This is a genomic window from Actinoplanes sp. NPDC051859, assembly GCF_044452725.1.
Taxonomy (GTDB): domain Bacteria; phylum Actinomycetota; class Actinomycetes; order Mycobacteriales; family Micromonosporaceae; genus Actinoplanes.
Genome location: NZ_JBITBX010000010.1, coordinates 95,592 through 117,564 on the forward strand (window position 1 = coordinate 95,592; position 21,973 = coordinate 117,564).

The window sequence follows — 21,973 nt, forward strand, 5'->3', positions numbered from 1 at the left end:
ACGGGGGTGAGCAAGATTCGCCTTACTTCCAGGTGTCGTACTGGTACAGGTTCCAGGAGGCCATGATGCCGGTGACCTTGGTGTAGTAGTTCGGGTCGGTGGCGTACCCGGCCTTCCACACCTTCCAGATGAACTTGTTGGCGTTCTTGGTGTACTCGAAGGCGGGCGCGTAACGCGGGTTCACCCGCAGGAACGAGCCGTGGTCGCGGAACGAGTGCGACTGCGACGCGTACGTCCGGAAGGCGTCCGAGGTCGAGAAGCAGTTGCCGGCCTTCGTGCACTCCTGCGTGCGGTAGACGTGGCAGCCGTTGGCCAGCTTGCCGAACTTGCCGTTCTGGCACTTGATGCCGAAGTAGTTGCGGTCGACCGTGGAGAGGCTGCTGCGGCCCCAGCCGGACTCGAGAATCGCCTGGGCCATCGTCACCGAGGCGGGCACGCCGTACTCGCGCCAACCGCGCTGCGCGCCCGGGATCGACGCCTTGATGAACTGCTCCGGGGTCAGCGTCACGGTCGGCTGCGGCACCGACGAGCCGGTGCAGGCCTTCAGCGGACCCGAGTACATGTACGCGTGCGAGATGTAGCGCCCGGTCGACGTCACGTCCCACTGGGTCGTCGTCCGCACCGAACCGTCAACATTCTGGCCGGTCACCGCACACACCAGGTCGACCTTGGCGCCGTCGGCGATCGTGCCGAGCACCGACGACGAGGTCGACGGGCCCGAGCGCAGGTTGACCCGGCCTTCGAGGCTGCGCACCGTACCGACCACGTACTTCTTGGCGGTCGAGGTGGCCGGCTTCGCCTTCGGCGGCACCACGGCCGAGCCGGTGGCGCAGCGCGGCAGGGTGCGGGTCGTCTTCACGTACGCGTGCGACACGTACCGACCGTTGCTCAGCCGGTCCCACAGGTTGGTCTTGCGTACCGAGCCGCGGACGGTCTGCCCGGCGACCGCGCAGCTGACGGTGACCTTGGCGCCGTTGCGCAGGGTGCCGACCGCCTTGCTCGCCAGCGACGGCGCCGACCGGACCTGCAGCGACCCGCTGACCTTGATGGTCGCGGACACCCCGGCGGCGGCAGCGGCCTCCGGTGCCACGACCACGCCGGCGCCGAGTGCGGCGACGAGCAGCGGCCCCGTGAGCAAGCGGCGGGCGGTGCGCAACATAGAGGTCCCCTCGGTCGCGGCCTCGGCATCCGTGCTTCGGCTCACTTACGAAGGTCGAGGGAGGCCGTTGCCGTCCGAGAGCGATCATGGGTGCAGTCCCGTTGCACGAGTCACTCCTGAGCGCAGGCGCGCTTGAACTCGGCACCGGCTGGGCAATGCGGAACCGCCCAGTCGTGACGTTCAGGAGGACACCGCCGATGACGACCTTGGCACCACGGTCGGCGCAGGCAACACCACCCGACACTGCGGGTGGCGGCCGCGGCGTCGCCCACGTGCTCGCCCACGCCGGAGTCGCCGTGTGCGCGGGCACAGCGGTCGCCCTCGTCTATTACGTGTGCGTCCGGACGTCGCTCGGGCAAAGCGCGGACACGCTGGTCATGCGCGGCGCGGACGTCCACCACCCGAAGATCGAGGACTTCCTGCAGCGCGCCCTCGACGCCACGACGCTGGTCAGCCTGGTCGCCGTCTGCCTCGCCGCCGCGGCCATCGGCGTGGTCCGGCGCCGCGCCGATCTCGCGGTCGCGGCGGCGGTCCTCGTGCTCGGCGCCAACCTGACCACCCAGCTGCTGAAGGCGCGGCTCCCCCGACCCGTCCTGGACGGCTTCCCGGCGCCCAACTCGTTCCCCAGCGGCCACACCACCGCAGCGGCATCGGTCGCGTTCGCGCTGATCCTGGTGCTGCCGTTCGCCATCCGCGGCACCCTCGCGCTGGCCGGGGCGGCGTACGTGACGATCATCGCGATCGCCACCGTCTGGGCCGGCTGGCACCGCCCGAGCGACACCGTCGCGGCCCTGTTGGTGGTCCTGGCGTGGAGCGCTCTCGCCTCGGCCTTCGTCCGGGCGCGCCGCATCCGCATCACCGGGGTCGCGGCCCGCCCGAACCGCAAGGCCATGCTCCTCTTCACCGTCGTCGGCGCAATCAGCGGCGGCATCGCCCTGCTCGGCCTAGGCGCCACGGCACTGTCCGAGCTGGCAGCCCCCGACCTGGTCCCCGGCTTCCTCGCCTTCGCGGCCGGCGTCGCCGCGATCACCGCCGCCGTCGCCGGCGGCTTCGCTATCTGGGTCCGCCTCGCCGCAGGCGACCGACCGTCCTAGGCACCCCCACCCCTTGCAGGAGGACACCATGACCATGCCCGCCCAGCCCACCATGCCCGGCGCGACCGGCACCGTCCCGCCCGGCCCGGCCGGTGTCCCGGCCACCCCCGCCGTCGACCCGGCCGCACAGGCCGGCTCCCCCGGCCCGACCGTGTCCGTGGCGACCTACCCGAACTACCTACAGGCCCAGCGGGCCGTCGACTACCTGTCCGACAACAAGTTCCCGGTCGAGCGAACCAGCATCATCGGCACCGACCTACGCCTGGTCGAGAACGTCCTCGGCCGGGTCACCATCGGCCGCGCCGCCCTCGCCGGCGCCGCCAGCGGCGCCTGGTTCGGGCTGTTCATCGGGCTGTTCTTCGGCCTCTTCAGCGACTCCAGCTGGACCGGCGTCATCTTGCTCGGCCTGATCATCGGCGCCGCGTGGGGCGCGGTCTTCGGTGCCATCGCCCAGGCCATGACCGGCGGCCGCCGCGACTTCTCGTCGCGCAGCTCGTTGCAGGCCGCCCAATACGCGATCATCGCCGACGCGGACGTCGCCGACGACGCCCGCCAGCTCCTCGTCCGCCTCAACTGGCAGGCCAACGGCGCCAGCTGAGCCTTCCAGCTGCGCTTTGCAGGCACGGTCACGCTTTGCAGGCACGGTCTCGCGCCGTCTCCGGTCCCTGGAGGCGGCGCGTTTTCGTACGCGCACACCGAACCACTGCCTGCATCGTGGCCCAGCTCTCAGGGCTTGGTGTCGTCAGCGCGCGACCCCGATCATGACGTTGTCCTCCGCGACCCATGCCGACGCCGATCCGGCATAGCGCACGGAGAGGTATCCGGGGCCGGTTCGGCTTCCCGCGCGTACGGTGAACGCGATCTTGCCCTTGCCGTCGGTCTTTGCCGTCCGGGTGACGGCCTTAGCACCGGGCATCATGATCGTGAGCACGAGCTTCTGCCCGGCCGCAGGTTTCCCGTCGAACGTCAGCACGGCGGTGCCGGTGACGCTCCGGTCCCGCTTGACGGTAGCGGGCGCCGAGACCTGGATCCGACTCTCGCGCCGCCCCACGGTGACCGTGACCGGAGCGCTGGTCACCACCGACGCGCCCACCCGTATGACGGCCCGGTAGCGGGTGACGGCGGTAGGCCTGTGGCTCATGGAGACGACACCCGAGAGCACGTCCTCGGGAGTGCGAACCGTGCGCCAAGGGCCGTCGGAAACGCTGGCCTGCACGCCGATGACGGCTCGATAGGGCTTGCCCTGCACGGTGGTTGCGGCCTTGAAGGTGTAGCGGCCGCCGGAGGCCGGGGTCACCTTGAGCGTGACCATGGGAGTGGCCTGCTGCACGATGAGCTGCCGCGTTGCGGTGATGCGCTCACCGTCGACCGTCCCGGCAGTGACGGTGACCGAGACCGGACCGGTGACGTCGCTCGGACACTGCACCGCCACCGACCGCTCGGTCGTCGACACGGGCAAGCAGGGCGCATCCGCCTCCCACGACCACGAGTCGGTCACGGCAGTCGAACTGTCCTGCACGGTCAGGGTGGTGCCGGATACTCCGGCGGTCGTGGTCTCCGGTCCGGCGATGCCGACCTGCGCCGAGAGGTCGGCAGTCGGCGTGTAGATCGTGTAGGTGACGCCACCGCTCATCGGCACTGCGACGGCGTTGCGGGCCATGACGACGCCGGGGCCGGGCAGCGACTGGCCCTCCGGCACTTCCCGGGCCAGCGACACCCCGGCCGGGAGGTCCGACAGCGCTACAGACCGGGTATGCGGGTACGGGATGAAGTAACGCTTGCAGGTGTCGTCCCAGGTCGCGTTCACCGCCGCCACGTTCTGCTGACCGGCGCAGGTCGGCGCCGCGGCCGGGGTGTAGACGGTCTTCACGCCTTCGTCGGTGTGCACCCAGACCTGCTGACGCACAGCAGGCGCCGGGACCGCTGCGCCCTGCGCCAGTTTGGCCGCCCGTACCGCTCCCACCGGCGCCGCCGCTCGGACGTTCACCGCGGTGTGCGGCTCCGGAACGAGGTAACGCGCGCAGACCCCGTGCACGGCGGTGACCACTACGCCCGGCGCTTCCAGACAGTCACTGTCCGTCTGCCCGGCCGGCACGTCATACGGGAAGATCGGCCGAATGATCGAGGTGGAGCCGGACGGCAGCACCACATAGACCGCGTGCTTGACCGGGTTGCCGATGGGATCGACGCTCTCGCCGTCGGCGAGTACTCGGGCCGGTTTGACGTCCGACCCCACCGATTCGCCCACCGGCAGGGTCGAGACCTCCGAGGGGAACGGCACCGCCCACCGGGTGCACTTGCCGACATAAGTCATGACCATGGATCCCGGGCCTGCGCTGCAGACGGAGACGGAGGCGGAGGCCGGTGAGCTACTCACGGCCACCGCGCCGACGGTGGTGACAGCGGTGAGCAAGGCAGCCGCGACGGCGCGTACCCGCATGATCATCCTCTTCCGTGAGTGTTGCCAGGGGCGTCGGAGTCGATCGGTGGGACGGGTGGAGACCTGACCATTCCGGCGTTGCAAGCGGGTAGCGGACTAGGATCGACGGGTGCTGATCACCACTGAGCGGCTCGTGCTTCGCCGGTTCCGGCTCGAGGACGCGGCGGCGTTGGCGGCGTACCGGTCAGACCCTGACGTTGCCCGCTATCAGTCGTGGCGCTCGCCGTACTCGCTGGACAAGGCCCGGTATGCGGTGCAGACGATGGTTGCGGCCGACCCGGAGCAGCCAGGCTGGTTCCAGTGGGCGATAGAGCTCCCCGATGAGGCCGCGCTGATCGGTGACGTGGGTGTCAATCTGGCCGACAACCTGATGCAGGCCGAGATCGGCTACACGCTGGATCCGCGCTGGCAGGGCCACGGCTACGCGTCCGAGGCCGTCAGTGCCGTGCTGGATCATCTCTTCACGACCCGCGGCCTGCTGCGAGTCTCGGCGGAGTGCGACGCCCGCAACACCGCTTCGGCGCGCTTGTTGGAGCGGGTGGGCTTCACCCGCGAGGGCCTCCGCCGCCAGCACACGTGGCTCAAGAACGAGTGGACCGACGACCTGCTCTACGGCCTGCTCGCCGCCGAGTGGAAGGGCGCCACCGCATAGGCGCTGCCACCCGGATGGGCGGTTGTCCACCGGCTCACGGCGATCAGAGCCGCGACGGGTCCACTCAGCGCTATGGTGCTCCTGCATCGGCCCGTCCGGCACGGCAAAGGAGCCGCTCATGAGCAGCCGCCTCAACCCCTACCTCTCGTTCCCCGACGGCACCGCCCGCGCCGCGTTGGAGTTCTACCACTCCGTCTTCGGCGGCGATCTCCGCATCAGCACCTTCGGCGAGTACGGCGCACCCGATCCCGCCATCGCCGACCAGATCATGCACGGCATGCTCGAGGCGCCAAACGGCTACACCCTGATGGGTGCCGACACGCCGCCCGGCATGACGCACACACCCGGCACCAATATCGCCGTCAGTCTCAGCGGGGACGACGCCGACGAGCTGCGCGGCTACTGGACCAAGCTGTCCGACGGCGGCACGGTGACGATGCCCCTCGAGAAGCAGATGTGGGGCGACGAGTTCGGCGCGTGCAAGGACAAATTCGGCATCGAATGGATGGTCAACATCGCTGGCACCCAATCCTGACGTCTGTCCGCCGATTCAAGCTCGCGGCAACAACGGACCGGTGGGTGCGGCCGTCTGCAGGCCCTCGGTGGTCTGGCGCCAGCCCACGGTGGTCTGGCGCCAGCCCACGGCAGTCAGCTGTCACCTCACGGCGGTCGGCGCCAGCCTCAATGCAGTCGGCCCCTGGCCCCACGGCGGGCGTTCGCGGCCCTAGGGTGAAGGCATGCCCACAAAGCCGCCGCCCGACCCCGGGAGTCTGCTCGACGAGGTGCGGCGGATCTGCACCGCGTTGCCCGAGGTGACGGAACGGCTCAGTCACGGGGCGCCGACCTGGTTCGTGCGAAGCAAGCGCACGTTTGTGTCCCTCATGGCGGACGGCCACCACGACAACGATTTTCCGCACCTGTGGTGCGCCGCGCCGCCGGGCGCTCAGGAGGAGCTGATCGCCGCCGACGGTGCCCGCTTCTTCCGGCCGCCCTACGTGGGCCATCGTGGCTGGCTCGGCGTTCGCCTCGACGGTGAGGTCGACTGGTCCGAGATCGCCGAGCTTTGCGAAGACGCCTTCCACACCGTCGCTCCCGCATCGCTGCGCAAGAGCTGACAGCTGACAGCTGACAGCGTGCACGAAGCCGCCGGTCGAACTAGACGCCCGACCCTGTCCACCGAAGCTCGGGCGTCGCCATCGGCTTCAGCGCCCCCGACCAACAGCCGGAGGTCGCTGGCGGCATCTCCGTGGGCGGGTATGTGCGCTGACGCTTGCCGAAGCCGTACCGCAAAGGGGCTGGACCGCGATGGTCCAGCCCCTTCTGCGTCGAGCGGTGCGGATCAGGCTTCGAGCCGCAACCAGATCGCGCCCAGCGGAGGCACGCGCAGGGAGGCCGAGGCGTTCAATCCGTGCCAGGGCAGGGATTCGGCGTGGACTTCGCCGAGGTTGCCAACGCCGGAGCCGCCGTAGAGGGAGCTGTCGGTGTTGATGACCTCGCGCCAGACTCCGGCGCGGGGCAGGCCGATGCGGTAGCCCTCGTGCGGTACCGCGGCGAAGTTGACGATGCAGGCGAGGGTGTCGCCGTTGGGGGCGAAGCGCAGGAACGAGAACGTGTTGTGCTGGGAGTCCTCGGAGGTGATCCAGCGGAAGCCGCTCGGTGTGGTGTCCTGGGTCCACAGGGCGGGCGTGTCGCGGTAGACCCGGTTGAGGTCCTTGACGAGGCGGTGGATGCCGCCGCCGCGGGACTCGTCGGCGAGCAGGTTCCAGTCGAGGCCGCGTTCCTCGCTCCACTCGCGTTCGTCGCCCATCTCGGCGCCCATGAAGATGAGCTGTTTGCCGGTGAAGGCCCACATGAAGCCGAGCAGGGCACGGTTGTTGGCGAGTTTCTGCCACAGGTCGCCGGGCATCTTGCCGGTCAGGGAACCCTTGCCGTGCACCACTTCGTCGTGGCTGATCGGCAGGATGTAGTTCTCGCTCCAGGCGTACACGGTGGCGAAGGTCATCTGGTGGTGGTGCCACTGGCGGTAGATGGGCTCCTTCTCCATGTAGGAGAGGGTGTCGTTCATCCAGCCCATGTTCCATTTGAAGCCGAAGCCGAGGCCGCCGAGGTGGGTCGGTCGGGTGACGCCGGGCCAGGCCGTCGACTCTTCAGCGATGGTGACCACGCCGGGGCAGTTCTTGTAGACCGTCGCGTTCATCTCCTGGAGGAAGCTGATCGCGTCGAGGTTTTCGCGGCCGCCGTACTGGTTGGGGGTCCACTCGCCGTCCTTGCGGGAGTAGTCCAGGTAGAGCATCGAGGCGACCGCGTCGACGCGCAGGCCGTCGGCGTGGAACTCCTCGCACCAGTAGAGGGCGTTGGCGACCAGGAAGTTGCGGACCTCGCGGCGGCCGAAGTCGAAGACGTACGTGCCCCAGTCGGGGTGTTCGCCGCGCCGCCAGTCCTCGTGTTCGTAGAGGGGGGTGCCGTCGAAGCGGGCCAGGGCCCATTCGTCCTTGGGGAAGTGGGCCGGGACCCAGTCGAGGATGACGCCGATGCCGGCCTGGTGCAGCTTGTCGACCAGGAAGCGGAATTCGTCCGGGTTGCCGAAGCGTGAGGTCGGCGCGAAGTAGCCGGTGACCTGGTAGCCCCAGGAGCCGCCGAACGGGTGCTCCATCACCGGCATCAGCTCGACGTGGGTGAACCCGGTGTCGACGACGTAATCCACCAGCTGCTCGGCGAGCTCCACGTAGGACAGACCGGGGCGCCAGGAGCCGAGGTGCACCTCGTAGACGCTGGTCGGTTCCTGGTGCCAGTGCTTGGTGGCCCGCTCGGCCATCCAGGTGCTGTCCTGCCACTCGTACCCGGAATCGAAGACGACCGACGCGGTAGCCGGCGGCACCTCGGTGTGCTGGGCCATCGGGTCGGCCTTTTCCCGCCACACGCCGTCGCGGCCGAGGATCTTGAACTTGTAGCGGGTGCCGGCCGCAGCGCCCGGCAGGTAGAGCTCCCAGACGCCGCTGCTGCCGAGCGAGCGCATCGGCAGGCCGTCGAACGGGCCCCAGCCGGCGAAGTCGCCGATGACCTGCACGCCGCGGGCGGACGGCGCCCACACGGCGAAAGCGACACCCTCACCGCGCGGGTGGGCGCCGAGGACGGTCCACAGCTTCTCGTGCCGGCCCTCGCCGATCAGGTGCAGGTCGAGCTCGCCCAGGGTGGGCAGGTGCCGGTACGGGTCGTCGCAGATCGTGCCGTCCACGTCGATCCGGTAGTCGAGCACGGTGCCGGGCAGCTCGGCGGCGTAGATGCCGTCCGGGTGCACCTTGGTCATCTCCGTACGCGCACCGTCGGCAACGACCGCAACCTGCTGCGCGCCCTTACGCATGGTGCGGATGGTGGTGTGCTCGCCGGCCGGGTGGGCGCCGAGCAGCGAGTGCGGGTCGTGCGTGTCGCCCGAGATGACGGCGTGCATCAGGCGCTGGTCGTGGCCGCCCGGGGCGGGCGAAGCGGGGGGCGGGGACGTGGTGTGCCCGATCATCGGTAATCCTCCGGGGTTATCAGCCGACGAGCCGGGCGATGGACCGCAGCGGAATGCGCAGCCATCCGGGCCGGTGCCGGGCTTCGTACGCGGCCTCGTAGACCGCCTTGTCCAGCTCGTACGCCGCCAGCAGCGGACCGTGCTCGCGTGGATCGGTGCCAGCAGCCGCGGCGTACCCGTCGCAGAACGAGGCGCGGTTGCGGTCGACCCATTCACGGGCGCGGGCGGCGAGGTGTTCTTCGTCGGTCTGGTCCACCAGCAGCTGGTAGGCGGCGTACTCGTAGCTGCGCAGCACGCCAGCGACGTCGCGCAGCGGCGAGTCGGGCAGCCGGCGTTCGTCCAAGGGCTGACCGGGCTCGCCTTCGAAGTCGATGAGCAGCCACGCCTGCGGGGTGCGCAGCACCTGACCGAGGTGCAGGTCGCCGTGCACCCGCTGGACGGTGACCTGCTCGCCGGTGAGCTTGCGGAACCGCTCTTCGATGACGGAGACGTGTTCGGCCAGCTCCGGCACGGCGGCCGCAGCGGAGTGCAGCCGGGCCACGACCGCGTCGACGGGGAACGGCGACGGGCCGGCGCCGAGTTCGTCGGCGAGGGCGCGGTGCACGGAGGCGACGGCCTCGCCGAGCCGGTACGACTCGCCGGCGAAGTCGCCACCCGTCTCGTCGGCGCGCAGGTCGGCGTCGTCGGCAAACAGATCCCGGGCGCTGGCGGTAGCCATCGCCCAGCCCTCGGCCGAGTTGGCGGCGTACGCGGTGACCATGGCGAGCGGGCACGGCTCACCGTCGGCGCTCAGTTCGACGGAGCCGAGCAGCCGCGCGACGTGCGGGTTGCCGGACCGGCCCAGGACCCGGTTGAGCTCGATGTCGGGGTTGATCCCACAGTCCACCCGCCGGAAGATCTTGAGGATCGCCTCCTGCTCGAAGATGACGCTCGTGTTGCTCTGCTCCGCGTCGAAGACCCGCGGAGCCGAGTCGAGGGGCAGTTCGGTGTCCGGCTCCTTGGCGAATACCACATCGCCGACGGTCGTCGAGGAGTCGATGAGTGACAGCAGGTGCCGGGCGGCGCCCGGATCGTAGAGCGCGTCGTAGCCGGTGCGGTCGTTGTCGGTGCCGATGGTCGCCACCGTGCTGTATTCGGAGATCGGGCCGTTGTCCCAGGCCACCAGGACCTGGTAGCGCTCGGAGCTGCCGTCGGTGTAGGCGGCGTCGACGAGCATCAGGTCGAGGTCGTCGCGCAGGGCCGTCACCGAGGCGGGCTCGGCGGAGGCGAGGGTCCGGCTGCGGCCCGCGTACCAGCGTTGCTGGGGCAGCCATTCGGTGAAGGGCAACGTCATTGCTTCTCCTCAGAGCCGCAGAGCTGGAACCAGTAGAACCCGTGTCCCGGCAGGGTCAGCAGGTACGGCAGCTGACCGATCCGCGGGAAGTTCACGTGACCGGTCAGCTCGACCGGGGTGTACCCGTTCCAGTGCTGCAAATTCAACTCGATGGGCTGAGGGAACCGCGAGAGGTTGTTGACGCAGAGCACCACGTCGTCCCCCGCCTCGCGCAGGTAGGCCAGCACGGACGGGTTGGAGCCGCCGAGCTCACGGAACGAGCCGATGGCGAACGCGTCGTGGCGGCGCCGGACGGCCAGCATGGTGCGGGTCCAGTTGAGCAGCGAGGTGGAGCTGTCCCGCTGGGCCTCGACGTTGACGGACTGGTAGCCGTAGATCGGGTCCTGGTTGGCGGGCAGGAACAGCCGGCCGGGGTGGGCGGTGGAGAAGCCGGCGTTGCGGTCGGGTGTCCACTGCATCGGCGTACGCACGCCGTCGCGGTCGCCCAGCCAAATGTTGTCGCCCATGCCGATCTCATCGCCGTAATACAGCACCGGCGAGCCCGGCAGGGACAGCAGCAGGGCCGTGAACAGCTCGATCTGGTTGCGGTCGTTCTCCAGCAGCGGGGCGAGCCGCCGCCGGATGCCCACGTTGGCTTTCATCCGCGGGTCTTTGGCGTACTCGGAGTACATGTAGTCGCGTTCTTCGTCCGTGACCATTTCGAGGGTGAGCTCGTCGTGGTTGCGCAGGAAGATGCCCCACTGAGCCATGTCGGGGATGCCCGGCGTCTGGGCCAGGATCTCCGAGATGGGAAAGCGGGACTCGCGGCGGACCGCCATGAAGATGCGCGGCATCAGCGGGAAATGGAACGCCATGTGGCATTCGTCGCCGCCGGTCTCCGGGTCGCCGAAGTACTCGACCACGTCGGCCGGCCACTGATTGGCCTCGGCGAGCAACACCCGGCCCGGGAACTCGTCGTCGATCACCTTGCGGCAGTGCTTGAGGAAGGCGTGTGTCTCGGGCAGGTTCTCGCAGTTGGTGCCCTCGCGCTCGAACAGGTACGGCACCGCGTCGAGCCGGAACCCGTCGATGCCGAGGTCCAGCCAGAAACGCAGGACGTCGAGCATCGCTTCCTGCACAGCTGGGTTGTCGTAGTTCAGGTCGGGCTGGTGGCTGAAGAACCGGTGCCAGTAGAACTGCCGGCGCACCGGGTCGAAGGTCCAGTTCGACTCTTCGGTGTCCACAAAGATGATCCGGGCCTCGGAGTACGGCTCGGAGGTGTCGCTCCACACGTAGTAGTCGCCGTACGGGCCGTCGGGGTCACGGCGGGACTCCTGGAACCAGGCGTGCGAGTCCGAGGTGTGGTTCATGACGAGGTCGGTGATGACCCGGATGCCGCGCTTGTGGGCGGCGTCGAGCAGTGCCACGAAGTCTTCGACCGTGCCGAAGTCCGGCAGGACCTTGTAGAAGTCGCGGATGTCGTAGCCGCCGTCGCGCAGCGGCGAGTCGTAGAACGGCGGCAGCCACAGGCAGTCGACGCCCAGCCACTGCAGATAGTCCAGGCGCTCGATCAGTCCGCGCAGGTCGCCGGAGCCGTCCGCGCTGGAGTCGTAGAAGGCCCGGACCAGCACCTCGTAGAACACTGCGCGCTTGAACCAGGTGCGGTCCGCGGGCAGTGTGCGGGCGTGCCCGAAGTCGTCGGCGGTGGGGTGCTCGACCACACCATCCTCGACGTGGCTGCCCTCCGCGGGATCGTGCTCGACGATCTCGTCGAGTTCGTTGATCAGGTCCATCAGACGTCCACCTATCCCCCACCCCGCAGGAACTTGTCGCGTGCGCGCCTTCAGCGGCGCGGGTGCACCACGAAGACATGTGCCGGCTCGACGTACGGATCGATCCGCACGGCGTTGTGCTGCCCCCACTCGTACGACGCCCCGGTGATCTGGTCGACCACGTCGAAGCGCTCGTGCCAGTCCATTCCCAGGGCCGGCATGTCGAGCGTGGTGTTGCCCCACTGCACGTTCGCCGAGTCGAACGAGCAGATCACCAGAACGGTGTTGCCCGTCTCGGTATCGCGTTTGGACCAGCACAACAGCTCGGTGCTGTCGATCTCGTGGAATTCGATGTTGCGCAGCCAGTGCAGCGCCGGGTTCTCCCGCCGGATCTTGTTCAGCCGGGTGATGTACGGCGCGAGCGACCGTCCGGCCCGCTCGGCCCCGGCCCAGTCCCGCGGCTTGAGCTCGAACTTCTCGTTGTCGATGTACTCCTCGGCTCCGGGCCGTGCGACGTGCTCGAACAGCTCCAGTCCCGCGTACATGCCCCAACTCGGCGAGAGCATGCTTGCCAGGACCGTACGAATCTTGAACATCGGCGGGCCGCCGTGTTGCAGCGACTCGTGCAGGATGTCCGGGGTGTTGGGCCAGAAGTTGGGCCGCATCCAGTCGATGGACGCTTTGAGCTGGCCCAGGTATTCCTTCATCTCCCAGGCCGTGGTGCGCCAGGTGAAGTAGGTGTACGACTGGGTGAAGCCGATCTTGCCAAGCCCGTTCATCATCGCCGGGCGGGTGAACGCCTCGGCGAGGAACAGCACGTCGGGATCGACGGCCTTGACCTTGGCGATGCACCACTGCCAGAAGTTCAGCGCCTTGGTGTGCGGGTTGTCGACCCGAAAGATCTTGACGCCCTGCTCGACCCAGTGCAGCACCACGCGCAGCACCTCCTCGCGCAGGCCCTTCGGGTCGTTGTCCCAGTTCAGCGGGTAGATGTCCTGGTACTTCTTGGGCGGGTTCTCGGCGTAGGCGATGGTGCCGTCGGCGCGGGTGGTGAACCACTCCGGGTGCTCACGGACCCAGGGGTGGTCCGGGGCGGCCTGCAGCGCCAGGTCCATCGCGACTTCGATGCCGTTGTCGTTCGCCGTACGGATGAAGGCTCGGAAGTCGTCCAGGGTGCCCAGCTTGGGCTCGATGGCGTCGTGACCGCCCTCGTCGGAGCCGATTGCCCAGGGTGAGCCGACGTCTTCGGGCCGGGCCACCAGGGTGTTGTTGCGGCCCTTGCGGTTGATCTTGCCGATCGGGTGGATCGGCGGCAGGTAGAGCACGTCGAAGCCCATCGCCGCGACGGCGGGGATCCGTTCGGCGGCGGTCGCGAACGTGCCGTGTTTGATCGGCGTGGCGTCCGGGCCGATCTGGGCGCCCTCGGAACGTGGGAAGAACTCGTACCACGAGGAGAACATGGCGCGCTTGCGGTCGACCCAGATCGCGTAGGAGCGGGTCGTGGTCACCAACTGGCGGACCGGGTTGTGCCAGAGCAGCTCTTCGAGGTCGAGCGCCGGAGACACCCGGGCGAAGAGTGAGCGCTGGTCGTCGCGCAGCGCGGCGGCCGCATCGCGAACCCGTTCCTCGTCGGCGTTCGACACGATCTTGACGGCCAGGTCCAGCACGTCCGCGCCCTCGGCCAGGTCGTTGGCGAGGTCTTCGACGCCCTGCCCCGCACCGATCTTCTTGGTGACCGCGTTACGCCAGGTCTGGTAAGGATCCTCGAACGCCTCGACGGTGAACGTCCACCGGCCCACCCGGTCCGGCTTGATGATGCCGTGCCAGCTGTCCAGGCCGGGCTCGCCGGGACGCATCCGGGTGAACGGCTGCGCTTCGCCGTCCGGGCCGGTCCATACCACGTTCACGCCCAGCGCGTGGTGGCCTTCCCGATAGGACACCGCCGAGACGGGAACGAGTTCGCCCACAACTGCCTTGGCCGGATAGCGGCCGCAGGACACGGACGGCGTCACGTCTTCGATGGGAAAGCGTCCGGTCATGATCTCCACCGTAGTCAGAATGCGCGGGAGGGTGCTCGGAGACGGCGAAATGCGGCAAGGTCGAAACCTCACTGGCCGTCGACGCTAGTTTCTCCGCATTGGAGCAACCGCAAACGACCCGTGCCCCCGGCACTTCCCAACCTACTCCAGCGGGCTCACGCCTACCCGTCGAGGCGCGCCTTGGCGCCGCCGAAGAAACCCACCCAAGATCTTTTCGGGTACGGCCGCAGGCGCACCCACCCGCACCACCGCGGGCGGGCCGGTGCACGGATTCGCCAACCAGGACCGCAGCAGCGCCCAAGATCGACATACGACGGCAGCACCCCGTCCCCGCACACAGCCCCGCACGGTCCCCGCACTCGGTCCCCGCACACGGTCCCGCACTCGGTGCGCCCGCGGTGCGTGCGGCGTCCGGTTCCGGCATCGCCGTGCCGGTCACCATCCGCGCGACGACCGTTGCGCGCTGGTTGCCGTGCGTTGCCATCGGGGCGAGGGTACTCATGGCCGGGGCCGGCCCGCCGAGCAGTAGCGGTGAGGCACCCCAAGGACGGGGCGCCCAGAAGCCCTGGGGGAACACATGGCGAGTCCGTCGACCGCGCTGTCACCGGTGATCGCGGCCAGCACGCACTGGCTGGTCCGCGCGTACCCGGCGACCGGCGGGGACCGGGTCGCCCCCACCCTCAACGAGCTCCAGGCCCGCCAGGCGATCACCGTCGCGGCCTGGTTGCGCTACCCGACGCCGGTCGACGCCGAGCTGGTTGCCATGGCCGGCCCGGGCGGCTCGGCCGTGCTGGACTGGCGCACCGGCAGCGAGCCCGACGACGAGATGGCCGAGGACGAGGGCTGGCGCACCTGGGTCGACGAGGTCGTCGTCAGCTGGGCCGCGTGCCTGCTCGCCGACCCGCTGCTGGCCGCCCGCGCGGTCGACGCCGTCGCCGCCGCCGTCCCCGCGGACCACGACCCGGCCGGCCCCCGCCCGCGCCCCCGCCGCGCCGTCGGCGACCCTCCGGCCGAGTTCCAGCGCCTCACCGCCCCCGACGACCGCGAGCAGGCCGCCGCGATCCTGCTGCGCCACCCCGACCTGCTCGAGCCGGTCGCCGAACTACACCGCGACGATCTGCTCTACCTTCTTCCCGTAGCCGTCGGTCGGGCCTAGTCCGCGAGGCGGGGCGGGAAGCCGCCGGTGGCGATGGGGCCCCAGGATGCGATCGTGATGCGTATTAGCGATTTACCCTGATCTTTCATGGCTTGTCGGTATTCATCCCAGTTGGGATGCTCGCCGGAGATGACCCGGAAGTAGTCGACCAACGGTTCCAGGGCCTCAGGCAGGTCCAGGACCTCGGCAGTGCCGTCGACCTGGACCCAGGCGCCGGTGAACTCGTCGGACAGCACACAAACGGTCACCCGTGGGTCGCGGCGGATGTTGGTGGCCTTGACCCGCTCGGGATAGGTGGAGATCACGATCCGGCCCTCGGCGTCCACGCCGCAGGTGTTCGGAGACGACTGCGGCCGGCCGTCCCGGCGGGTGGTCATCAGGATCGCGTGGTGCCGAGGCCGCAGGAACTCCAGCAGCTCCTCCCGCCTGACCCGGGTAGTGGTGGCGATGGTGCGGGCCATGCTGCCCCCTATCCCTCGTGGGCGCCGGCGGCGACGTTCTCGGCGCCCGGGCGGTCGGCTTCGGTGCGCACGGCGCCGGGGTGTCCCCCCGCCTGTTCGGCGGTCACCGCCGCGCCGATGATGCCGGCGTTGTTGAGCAGCGTCGCGGGGACGATCGGGGTGCGGATGTCGATCAGCGGGAGCCACTTGTCCGCCTTCTTGCTGACGCCGCCACCGACGATGAACAGGCGGGGCGAGAGCAGCATCTCCACGTGGCGCAGGTAGCGCTGCACACGGGGTGCCCAGTCCTGGAAGCTCAGGTCCTCCTGCTCGCGGGCGCGGTCGGAGGCGCGCCGTTCCGCGTCGTGGCCGTCGAGCTCGAGGTGGCCGAACTCGGTGTTCGGGAGCAGGGTGCCGTCGAGGAACAGGGCGCTGCCGATGCCCGTACCGAAGGTCAGCATCATCACCAGGCCGCGCTCGTCGTGACCGGCGCCGAAGGCCACCTCGGCGACGCCCGCGGCGTCGGCGTCGTTGAGCACGGACACCGGCCGGCCCAGCCGCTCGCTGAACACCCGGGCCGCCGGCGCGTCGAGCCACGACTTGTCGACGTTCGCCGCGCTCCGGGTGACGCCGTCGACCACCACGCCGGGGAAGGTCACGCCCACGCCGTCGTAGCCGCTGAACTGGCCGGCGACCTCGGCGACGGCGTCGGCCACGCTCGTGACATCGGCCGGTTGCGGCGTGGGCACGCGGAAGCGGTCGGCGAGCAGTTCGCCTCGTACGGTGTCGACCGGTGCTCCCTTCACGCCCGACCCGCCGATGTCGATGCCCAGGATGGCCATGCTCTGTTCTCCCGTCGCCGGTGACGTTGATGCGGGGGTAGTACCCGGCCTCGCATCGTGCCATCCCCCCGGCTGTCGCCCGTGCGGTGGATGCGGTCGCCGACACCCCGACGTGACTCATACTTTCGGCTAGTCAACGCTAGTACGAGCGGCTAGCGTGAACCGGAGTGATCGGTCGCCGCGTGCGGGCACGGCTCTCTGCCCGTTGTTGGAGGACCACCGAGATGACCGTTACCGCCACCAGGGCCGCCACGGTGAGCGACTCCGCCACCGGCCTACTGGACGCCCTGTCCACCACGCCCGCCGGCGATGGCCGGCGCGGGCGACTCAGGGACCAGGCGATCGAGGCGTGGCTGCCCCTCGCCCGGCACCTCGCCCACCGCTACGCCGGCCGCGGCGAACCCACCGACGACCTCATCCAAACCGCCATGGTCGGCCTCATCAAAGCCGTCGACAAATTCGACCCCACCCGCAGCGTCGACTTCGCCGGCTACGCCATCCCCACCATCATCGGCGAAATCAAACGCCACTTCCGCGACCGCACCTGGTCCGTCCGCGTCCCCCGCCGCCTGCAAGAACTCCGCCTCGCCATCACCGAAGCCAACGCCACCCTCACCCACACCCTCGGCCGGTCCCCCACCGTCACCGACATCGCCGTGCACCTCGGCGTCACCGAAGAAGACATCCTCGAAGGCCTCGAAGGCGCCCGCGCCTACAACGCCACCAGCCTCTCCACCCCCATCAGCACCGACGGCACCACCGAACTCGGCGACACCCTCGGCGGCGAAGACCACGAATTCGAACTCGCCGAAACCCGCGTCGCCCTCGGCCCCGCCCTCGCCACCCTCGACCCCCGCGAACAAAAAATCCTCACCCTGCGCTTCTACGGCAACCTCACCCAATCCCAGATCGCCGACCACATCGGCATCTCCCAGATGCACGTCAGCCGCCTGCTCACCAAAGCCCTGACCAAGCTGCGCAGCCAGCTCGACGCCTCACTCTGAGCCTGATCGGCAGAAGCCGGGACCATGACGGTCCCGGCTTCTCTCGACTCGACGAGCGGTTCAGTCGGCCAGCACAGACTCAGGCGCGGACGCCGTCGCGCTCTGGTTGGGCCTGCACGGCCTCGCCCACCAACGCGCGGTCACCCAGGCCTTTCCCTGGCCCGTCGACATCGAGAATCGGCTGGTCAGCGCGCTGGCGCGACTCCGCACCTGAGTCAGTCGCCGTCCTCGAGAAGGTCGGCGATGATCACCGTGACGTTGTCGGGCGCACCCGCCTCCAGGGTGCGCGCAATCAACTCCGCCGCGCACACCTGCCGGTCCGCGTACGCCCGCAGCGTCGTCGCGATCACCTCATCCTCGACATAGTCACTGAGCCCGTCGCTGCACAGCAGGAACCGGTCCCCCGCCTGCACCGGCACCATCCGCCCGGCCGGCCGGAACGGACCACCCTGCACGGCCTGCGTCACCAGCGCCCGCTGCGGATGCCGCCGAGCGTCGTCCGGGGTGAGCACCCCCTGATCCACCAACGCCTGCACGTAGGTGTCATCCCGGGTGATCTGCGTCAACTCCCCGTCGCGCAGCAGATAGCAGCGCGAGTCACCGACGTTCAAGGCGGCAACCCGATCCCCGGACAGCAGGAGGGCGGTCACCGTCGTGCCCATGCCGTCCCGGGCGTCGTCGTCGAGGACCGCCGCCTCGATCCGCTCGTTCGCCGTGCCGAGCGCCGCGATCAGGTCCTGCAGCGGCTCACCCGTGTCGGGCAGATCGTCGACCACGGCCACCGCGGTCACCAGAATGTCGCTGGCGAGCTCCCCGGCGGGCAGGCCGCCCATACCGTCCGCCACGACCAGCAGCCGCCCACCCACGAAGACCGCGTCCTCGTTATTCGACCGGACCAGCCCCTGATCCGAAGCCGCGACTGCACGCAACACCACACTCATGGGTCAAGACTGCCAAAGGCCGGGAGGCATGTCTGTAGTACGTACTACGTAGTGTTGGGTGGTGATGCCGGTACCGATGGTGGGCCGGGCGGCCGAGCTGGACGAGTTGCGGCGCGCCTGGGAACGCGTACGCGGCGGGGGCCGCTGCGTTCCCGCCGTCGTCACCGGCCTGCCCGGCACCGGCAAGAGCACACTCGCCGCCGCCGCGGTGCAGGTGGCAGCCCCTGAGGTCGTGTTGTCCGGCTCGGCGCGGTTGCACTCCCCCGCGCCGTACGACTGGCTGGCCGCTGTGCTGGCCGCGCTCTGCCCACGCCCGGAGCTTCCGGTGCCGCCGGCGGCGCTGGCCTGGCTCGCCCAGGATCCCGATGTCCCCCGGGAGCGGTACGCACCCGACGCCCTGCTGCGCCTCGCCGTGACCGCGGTCCGGGCTCTCGTCGGCGACCGGCCCGCGGTGCTGCTCGTCGAAGATCTGCACGCGCTCGACCCGGCAAGCCTCAACCTGATCGCCGAGCTGGCCGGCGCGGACCTGCCCGCCCTGCTCGTGGTGACCTCCCGACCACCGGACACGGCCGCCCACCCGGCGTTGGCCGCCCGGGTGCTGGAACGCCTCGCCGGCATCCCGGGCGGGGTCCGGCGGCAGCTGAGCCCGCTCGCCGCCCCGCAGGTGGGTCAGATCCTGGGCCACGCGTTCGGCGACGCCGCGCCGGACCTCGCCGAGGTGGTGTGGCGCCGGACGGGCGGCAACCCGTACCGGATCACCGAGTTGCTGGCCGCCGTCGACGGGCCGGACCACCTGGCCGAGCACCTGCGCGAACCCGTCGACCTGACCGCCCGGGAGCGGGAAGTGCTCGGGTGTCTCGCCGCGGGCCGCAGCAACAAACAGATCGCCGGGGCACTGGGCATCTCGGTCCGGACGGTCACCGTGCACGTCTCCAACCTGCTGCGGAAGACCGGTGCGGCGTCGCGTACCGAGGCCGCGCTCTGGGCGGTCCAGCGCGACGCGGGCGCCCGGACCGGGTGATCATCGACGCGCCGCGTGCGGGGCGCCGCGACAAGGACCGGGGCACTCGGTCACAATCGTGCGCGTGACGACAGCCATCCATCAGCGCATCGCCCAGGAGCTCGGGGTCCGTGAGGGCCAGGTCGCCGCGGCCGTCGAGCTGCTCGACGGCGGCGCCACCGTGCCCTTCATCGCCCGGTACCGCAAGGAGGTCACCGGCACTCTCGACGATCAGCAGCTGCGCGTGCTCGAGGAACGGCTCGGCTACCTGCGCGAGCTGGAGGACCGCCGCGCCGCCGTGCTCGAGTCGATCCGCTCGCAGGGCAAGCTCGACGACGCGCTCGAGGCGCAGATCCTCGGTGCCGAATCCAAGGCCCGGCTCGAGGACATCTACCTGCCGTTCAAGCCGAAGCGCCGGACCCGCGCCCAGATCGCCCGCGAGGCCGGCCTGGAGCCGCTCGCCGACCTGCTGCTGGGTGACCCCACCAAGGACCCGCGCGCCGAGGCCGAGGCGTTCGTCGACACCGACAAGGGAGTCGCCGACGCGGCCGCTGCCCTGGACGGCGCCCGGTCGATCCTGGTGGAACGGTTCGCCGAAGACGCCGACCTGATCGGTGAGCTGCGCGAACGCATGTGGACCAAGGGCCGCCTCGTCGCCAAGGTGCGCGAGGGCAAGGAGACCGACGGCGCGAAGTTCGCCGACTACTTCGACTTCGCCGAGCCGTACACGAAGCTGCCCTCGCACCGGATTCTCGCGATGTTCCGGGGCGAGAAGGAGGAAGTCCTCGACCTCACCATGGAGCCGACCGCCGACGAGGCGGACCTGCCGTCGTTCGAGGCGGCGGTCGCCGGCCGGTTCGGGCTGAGTGACCACGGCCGCCCCGGGGACCGCTGGCTGCTCGACACGGTCCGCTGGGCCTGGCGCACCCGCATCCTCATCCACCTGGGCGCCGACCTGCGGGTGCGGATGTGGCAGGCCGCCGAGGAGGAAGCCGTCCGGGTCTTCGCGGCCAACCTTCGTGACCTGCTCCTTGCCGCGCCGGCCGGCACGCGCGCCACTATGGGCCTCGACCCCGGCTTCCGTACGGGTGTGAAGGTGGCCGTCGTCGACTCCACGGGCAAGTGCGTGGCGACGTCGACGATCTACCCGCACGTGCCGCAGAACAAGTGGGACGCCTCGATTCACACGCTCGCCGAGCTGGCCCAGCAGCACGGGGTTGACCTGGTGGCGATCGGCAACGGCACGGCGTCGCGCGAGACGGACAAGCTGGCGGCCGATCTGATCAAGCGGCATCCGGAGCTGAAGCTCACCAAGGTGATGGTGTCCGAGGCTGGTGCGTCTGTGTACTCCGCTTCGGCGTACGCATCGCAGGAACTGCCCGGGATGGACGTGTCGCTGCGCGGTGCGGTCTCGATTGCCCGCCGCTTGCAGGATCCGCTCGCCGAGCTGGTCAAGATCGACCCGCGGTCCATCGGGGTGGGGCAGTACCAGCACGACCTGTCCGAGGTGAAGCTTTCCCGGTCGCTGGATGCGGTGGTCGAGGACTGTGTGAACGCGGTCGGCGTGGACGTCAACACCGCGTCCGCCCCCTTGCTGACCCGGGTTTCCGGGATCGGCGCGGGCCTGGCCGAGAACATCGTGCTGCACCGTGACGCCAACGGACCCTTCAAGAGCCGCAAGGACATCAAGAAGGTGGCGCGGCTCGGCCCGAAGGCGTTCGAGCAATGCGCCGGCTTCCTGCGCATCCCGGACGGCGACGATCCGCTGGACGCCTCCAGCGTGCACCCCGAGTCTTACCCGGTGGTCCGGACGATCCTCGCCGAGGCCGGCACCGACCTGCGCAGCGCGTTGGGCAACAGCCCGATTCTGCGGGCGTTGAAGCCGGAACGCTTTGTCACCGACACGGTCGGCCTGCCCACCGTCACCGACATCCTGCGCGAGCTGGAGAAGCCGGGCCGGGACCCGCGACCCGCCTTCACCACGGCAACCTTCGCCGAAGGCGTGGAGAAGATCGCCGACCTGCGGCCGGGCATGGTCCTGGAGGGCGTGGTGACCAACGTGGCCGCGTTCGGCGCTTTCGTCGACGTCGGCGTCCACCAGGACGGGCTGGTGCACGTGTCGGCGCTGTCGAACTCGTTCGTCAAGGACCCGCGCGAGGTGGTCAAGTCCGGCGACGTGGTCAAGGTCCGCGTGGTCGACGTGGACGAGGCCCGCAAGCGCATCTCGCTGACCATGCGCCTCACCGACGAACCTCGCCAGGGCGGCGGCGATCGGCAGGGCGGCGGCGGTGACCGTCCGCGACAGGGCGGACGCGACGGCCAGCCGAAGCAGAGCGGCGGCGGCCAGAGCGGGCAGCGTGGCGGCGGTTCGGGCCAGGGCCAGCGCGGCGGCGGCGGTCACAGTGGCGGCCAGCGCGGCGGCGGTCAAGGCGGCGGTCAGCGCGGTGGTGGACAGGCAGGCGGTCAGCGGGACGGCGGTCAGCGCCAGGGTGCGGGACAGCAGCGCCGCGGCGGGCAGTCAGCCGGCAGCACCAGCTTCAACGGTGGGGCGATGGCCGACGCGCTGCGTCGAGCCGGCCTGACGAAGGACTGACGGGTGATCCGGCCG

At 69.8% G+C, this 21,973-nt stretch carries 18 protein-coding genes; 9 read left to right on the plus strand and 9 right to left on the minus strand.

Features of this window, described 5'->3' with window-relative positions:
* Positions 1 to 22 precede the first annotated feature (22 nt).
* Positions 23 to 1,159, minus strand: a complete 1,137-nt coding sequence (gene gsmA, locus ACIA1L_RS24460) for a sporangiospore maturation cell wall hydrolase GsmA (protein WP_396075217.1) — start codon at positions 1,157 to 1,159, stop codon at positions 23 to 25.
* A gap of 197 nt (positions 1,160 to 1,356) precedes the next feature.
* On the opposite strand from gsmA, the gene ACIA1L_RS24465 reads away from it, so the two are divergent.
* Positions 1,357 to 2,253 carry a phosphatase PAP2 family protein gene (locus ACIA1L_RS24465; protein ID WP_396075218.1) on the plus strand — a complete coding sequence of 299 codons (897 nt, stop codon included), beginning with the start codon at positions 1,357 to 1,359 and terminating at the stop codon, positions 2,251 to 2,253.
* A 28-nt stretch (positions 2,254 to 2,281) separates the two neighbouring features.
* Positions 2,282 to 2,851, plus strand: coding sequence for a general stress protein (locus ACIA1L_RS24470; RefSeq protein ID WP_396075219.1), 570 nt, complete (start codon positions 2,282 to 2,284; stop codon positions 2,849 to 2,851).
* A 144-nt stretch (positions 2,852 to 2,995) separates the two neighbouring features.
* On the opposite strand, the gene ACIA1L_RS24475 is transcribed toward ACIA1L_RS24470, so the two are convergent.
* Entirely contained in the window at positions 2,996 to 4,693 is a 1,698-nt protein-coding gene (locus tag ACIA1L_RS24475) for a hypothetical protein (protein WP_396075220.1), read from the minus strand.
* Between the two features lie 109 nt (positions 4,694 to 4,802).
* Here ACIA1L_RS24475 and ACIA1L_RS24480 point away from each other — a divergent pair, with 109 nt between their 5' ends.
* The 3 genes from ACIA1L_RS24480 to ACIA1L_RS24490 all read left to right on the plus strand — a co-directional run bounded on the left by ACIA1L_RS24480 (position 4,803) and on the right by ACIA1L_RS24490 (position 6,460).
* Positions 4,803 to 5,345 carry a GNAT family N-acetyltransferase gene (locus ACIA1L_RS24480; protein ID WP_396075221.1) on the plus strand — a complete coding sequence of 181 codons (543 nt, stop codon included), beginning with the start codon at positions 4,803 to 4,805 and terminating at the stop codon, positions 5,343 to 5,345.
* A 118-nt stretch (positions 5,346 to 5,463) separates the two neighbouring features.
* Complete coding sequence (locus tag ACIA1L_RS24485; protein WP_396075222.1) at positions 5,464 to 5,880, plus strand: VOC family protein; 417 nt, start codon at positions 5,464 to 5,466, stop codon at positions 5,878 to 5,880.
* A gap of 202 nt (positions 5,881 to 6,082) precedes the next feature.
* Positions 6,083 to 6,460: an MmcQ/YjbR family DNA-binding protein gene (locus tag ACIA1L_RS24490; protein ID WP_396075223.1), complete on the plus strand. Its 378-nt coding sequence runs from the start codon at positions 6,083 to 6,085 to the stop codon at positions 6,458 to 6,460.
* A gap of 224 nt (positions 6,461 to 6,684) precedes the next feature.
* Here ACIA1L_RS24490 and glgB read toward each other — a convergent pair whose 3' ends face one another.
* Genes glgB through ACIA1L_RS24510 form a run of 4 tightly spaced genes read right to left on the minus strand, consistent with a single transcriptional unit; the run spans position 6,685 to position 13,982 of the window.
* Entirely contained in the window at positions 6,685 to 8,859 is a 2,175-nt protein-coding gene (gene glgB / locus ACIA1L_RS24495) for a 1,4-alpha-glucan branching protein GlgB (protein WP_396075224.1), read from the minus strand.
* A gap of 19 nt (positions 8,860 to 8,878) precedes the next feature.
* Complete coding sequence (locus tag ACIA1L_RS24500; RefSeq protein ID WP_396075225.1) at positions 8,879 to 10,192, minus strand: maltokinase; 1,314 nt, start codon at positions 10,190 to 10,192, stop codon at positions 8,879 to 8,881.
* On the minus strand, positions 10,189 to 11,964 hold the full coding sequence (treS, locus tag ACIA1L_RS24505) for a maltose alpha-D-glucosyltransferase (protein ID WP_396075226.1): 1,776 nt from the start codon (positions 11,962 to 11,964) through the stop codon (positions 10,189 to 10,191). Before treS ends, ACIA1L_RS24500 begins: the two co-directional genes overlap by 4 nt.
* 50 nt (positions 11,965 to 12,014) lie before the next feature.
* Positions 12,015 to 13,982, minus strand: coding sequence for a maltotransferase domain-containing protein (locus ACIA1L_RS24510; RefSeq protein ID WP_396075228.1), 1,968 nt, complete (start codon positions 13,980 to 13,982; stop codon positions 12,015 to 12,017).
* 577 nt (positions 13,983 to 14,559) lie between these two features.
* Between ACIA1L_RS24510 and ACIA1L_RS24515 the strand changes: the two genes are divergently transcribed.
* Entirely contained in the window at positions 14,560 to 15,138 is a 579-nt protein-coding gene (locus ACIA1L_RS24515; RefSeq protein ID WP_396075229.1) for a hypothetical protein, read from the plus strand.
* Here ACIA1L_RS24515 and ACIA1L_RS24520 read toward each other — a convergent pair.
* Complete coding sequence (locus ACIA1L_RS24520; RefSeq protein ID WP_396075230.1) at positions 15,135 to 15,599, minus strand: PPOX class F420-dependent oxidoreductase; 465 nt, start codon at positions 15,597 to 15,599, stop codon at positions 15,135 to 15,137. The two genes, ACIA1L_RS24515 and ACIA1L_RS24520, sit on opposite strands and share 4 nt — an antisense overlap.
* Positions 15,600 to 15,607: 8 nt before the next feature.
* On the minus strand, positions 15,608 to 16,420 hold the full coding sequence (gene ppgK, locus ACIA1L_RS24525) for a polyphosphate--glucose phosphotransferase (RefSeq protein ID WP_396075231.1): 813 nt from the start codon (positions 16,418 to 16,420) through the stop codon (positions 15,608 to 15,610).
* A 224-nt stretch (positions 16,421 to 16,644) separates the two neighbouring features.
* On the opposite strand from ppgK, the gene ACIA1L_RS24530 reads away from it, so the two are divergent.
* Positions 16,645 to 17,424 (plus strand): RNA polymerase sigma factor SigF, encoded by a 780-nt coding sequence (locus ACIA1L_RS24530; RefSeq protein ID WP_396075232.1) that lies wholly within the window; start codon positions 16,645 to 16,647, stop codon positions 17,422 to 17,424.
* A 215-nt stretch (positions 17,425 to 17,639) separates the two neighbouring features.
* Here the strand turns inward: ACIA1L_RS24530 and ACIA1L_RS24535 are convergent, their stop codons facing one another.
* Positions 17,640 to 18,365 (minus strand): PP2C family protein-serine/threonine phosphatase, encoded by a 726-nt coding sequence (locus tag ACIA1L_RS24535; protein ID WP_396075233.1) that lies wholly within the window; start codon positions 18,363 to 18,365, stop codon positions 17,640 to 17,642.
* 64 nt (positions 18,366 to 18,429) lie between these two features.
* Here ACIA1L_RS24535 and ACIA1L_RS24540 point away from each other — a divergent pair, with 64 nt between their 5' ends.
* Both ACIA1L_RS24540 and ACIA1L_RS24545 read left to right on the plus strand, forming a co-directional pair.
* Positions 18,430 to 19,386, plus strand: a complete 957-nt coding sequence (locus ACIA1L_RS24540) for a LuxR C-terminal-related transcriptional regulator (RefSeq protein ID WP_396075399.1) — start codon at positions 18,430 to 18,432, stop codon at positions 19,384 to 19,386.
* A gap of 64 nt (positions 19,387 to 19,450) precedes the next feature.
* Positions 19,451 to 21,958: a Tex family protein gene (locus ACIA1L_RS24545; RefSeq protein ID WP_396075234.1), complete on the plus strand. Its 2,508-nt coding sequence runs from the start codon at positions 19,451 to 19,453 to the stop codon at positions 21,956 to 21,958.
* Positions 21,959 to 21,973 lie beyond the last annotated feature (15 nt).

Bases quoted from the DNA above. Each gene is read 5' to 3' on its own strand.
- gsmA (WP_396075217.1), bottom strand. From the start codon at position 1,159: ATGTTGCGCACCGCCCGCCGCTTGCTCACGGGGCCGCTGCTCGTCGCC.
- ACIA1L_RS24465 (WP_396075218.1), top strand. From the start codon at position 1,357: ATGACGACCTTGGCACCACGGTCGGCGCAGGCAACACCACCCGACACT.
- ACIA1L_RS24470 (WP_396075219.1), top strand. From the start codon at position 2,282: ATGACCATGCCCGCCCAGCCCACCATGCCCGGCGCGACCGGCACCGTC.
- ACIA1L_RS24475 (WP_396075220.1), bottom strand. From the start codon at position 4,693: ATGCGGGTACGCGCCGTCGCGGCTGCCTTGCTCACCGCTGTCACCACC.
- ACIA1L_RS24485 (WP_396075222.1), top strand. From the start codon at position 5,464: ATGAGCAGCCGCCTCAACCCCTACCTCTCGTTCCCCGACGGCACCGCC.
- ACIA1L_RS24490 (WP_396075223.1), top strand. From the start codon at position 6,083: ATGCCCACAAAGCCGCCGCCCGACCCCGGGAGTCTGCTCGACGAGGTG.
- glgB (WP_396075224.1), bottom strand. From the start codon at position 8,859: ATGATCGGGCACACCACGTCCCCGCCCCCCGCTTCGCCCGCCCCGGGC.
- ACIA1L_RS24500 (WP_396075225.1), bottom strand. From the start codon at position 10,192: ATGACGTTGCCCTTCACCGAATGGCTGCCCCAGCAACGCTGGTACGCG.
- treS (WP_396075226.1), bottom strand. From the start codon at position 11,964: ATGGACCTGATCAACGAACTCGACGAGATCGTCGAGCACGATCCCGCG.
- ACIA1L_RS24510 (WP_396075228.1), bottom strand. From the start codon at position 13,982: ATGACCGGACGCTTTCCCATCGAAGACGTGACGCCGTCCGTGTCCTGC.
- ACIA1L_RS24515 (WP_396075229.1), top strand. From the start codon at position 14,560: ATGGCGAGTCCGTCGACCGCGCTGTCACCGGTGATCGCGGCCAGCACG.
- ACIA1L_RS24520 (WP_396075230.1), bottom strand. From the start codon at position 15,599: ATGGCCCGCACCATCGCCACCACTACCCGGGTCAGGCGGGAGGAGCTG.
- ppgK (WP_396075231.1), bottom strand. From the start codon at position 16,420: ATGGCCATCCTGGGCATCGACATCGGCGGGTCGGGCGTGAAGGGAGCA.
- ACIA1L_RS24530 (WP_396075232.1), top strand. From the start codon at position 16,645: ATGACCGTTACCGCCACCAGGGCCGCCACGGTGAGCGACTCCGCCACC.
- ACIA1L_RS24535 (WP_396075233.1), bottom strand. From the start codon at position 18,365: ATGAGTGTGGTGTTGCGTGCAGTCGCGGCTTCGGATCAGGGGCTGGTC.
- ACIA1L_RS24540 (WP_396075399.1), top strand. From the start codon at position 18,430: ATGCCGGTACCGATGGTGGGCCGGGCGGCCGAGCTGGACGAGTTGCGG.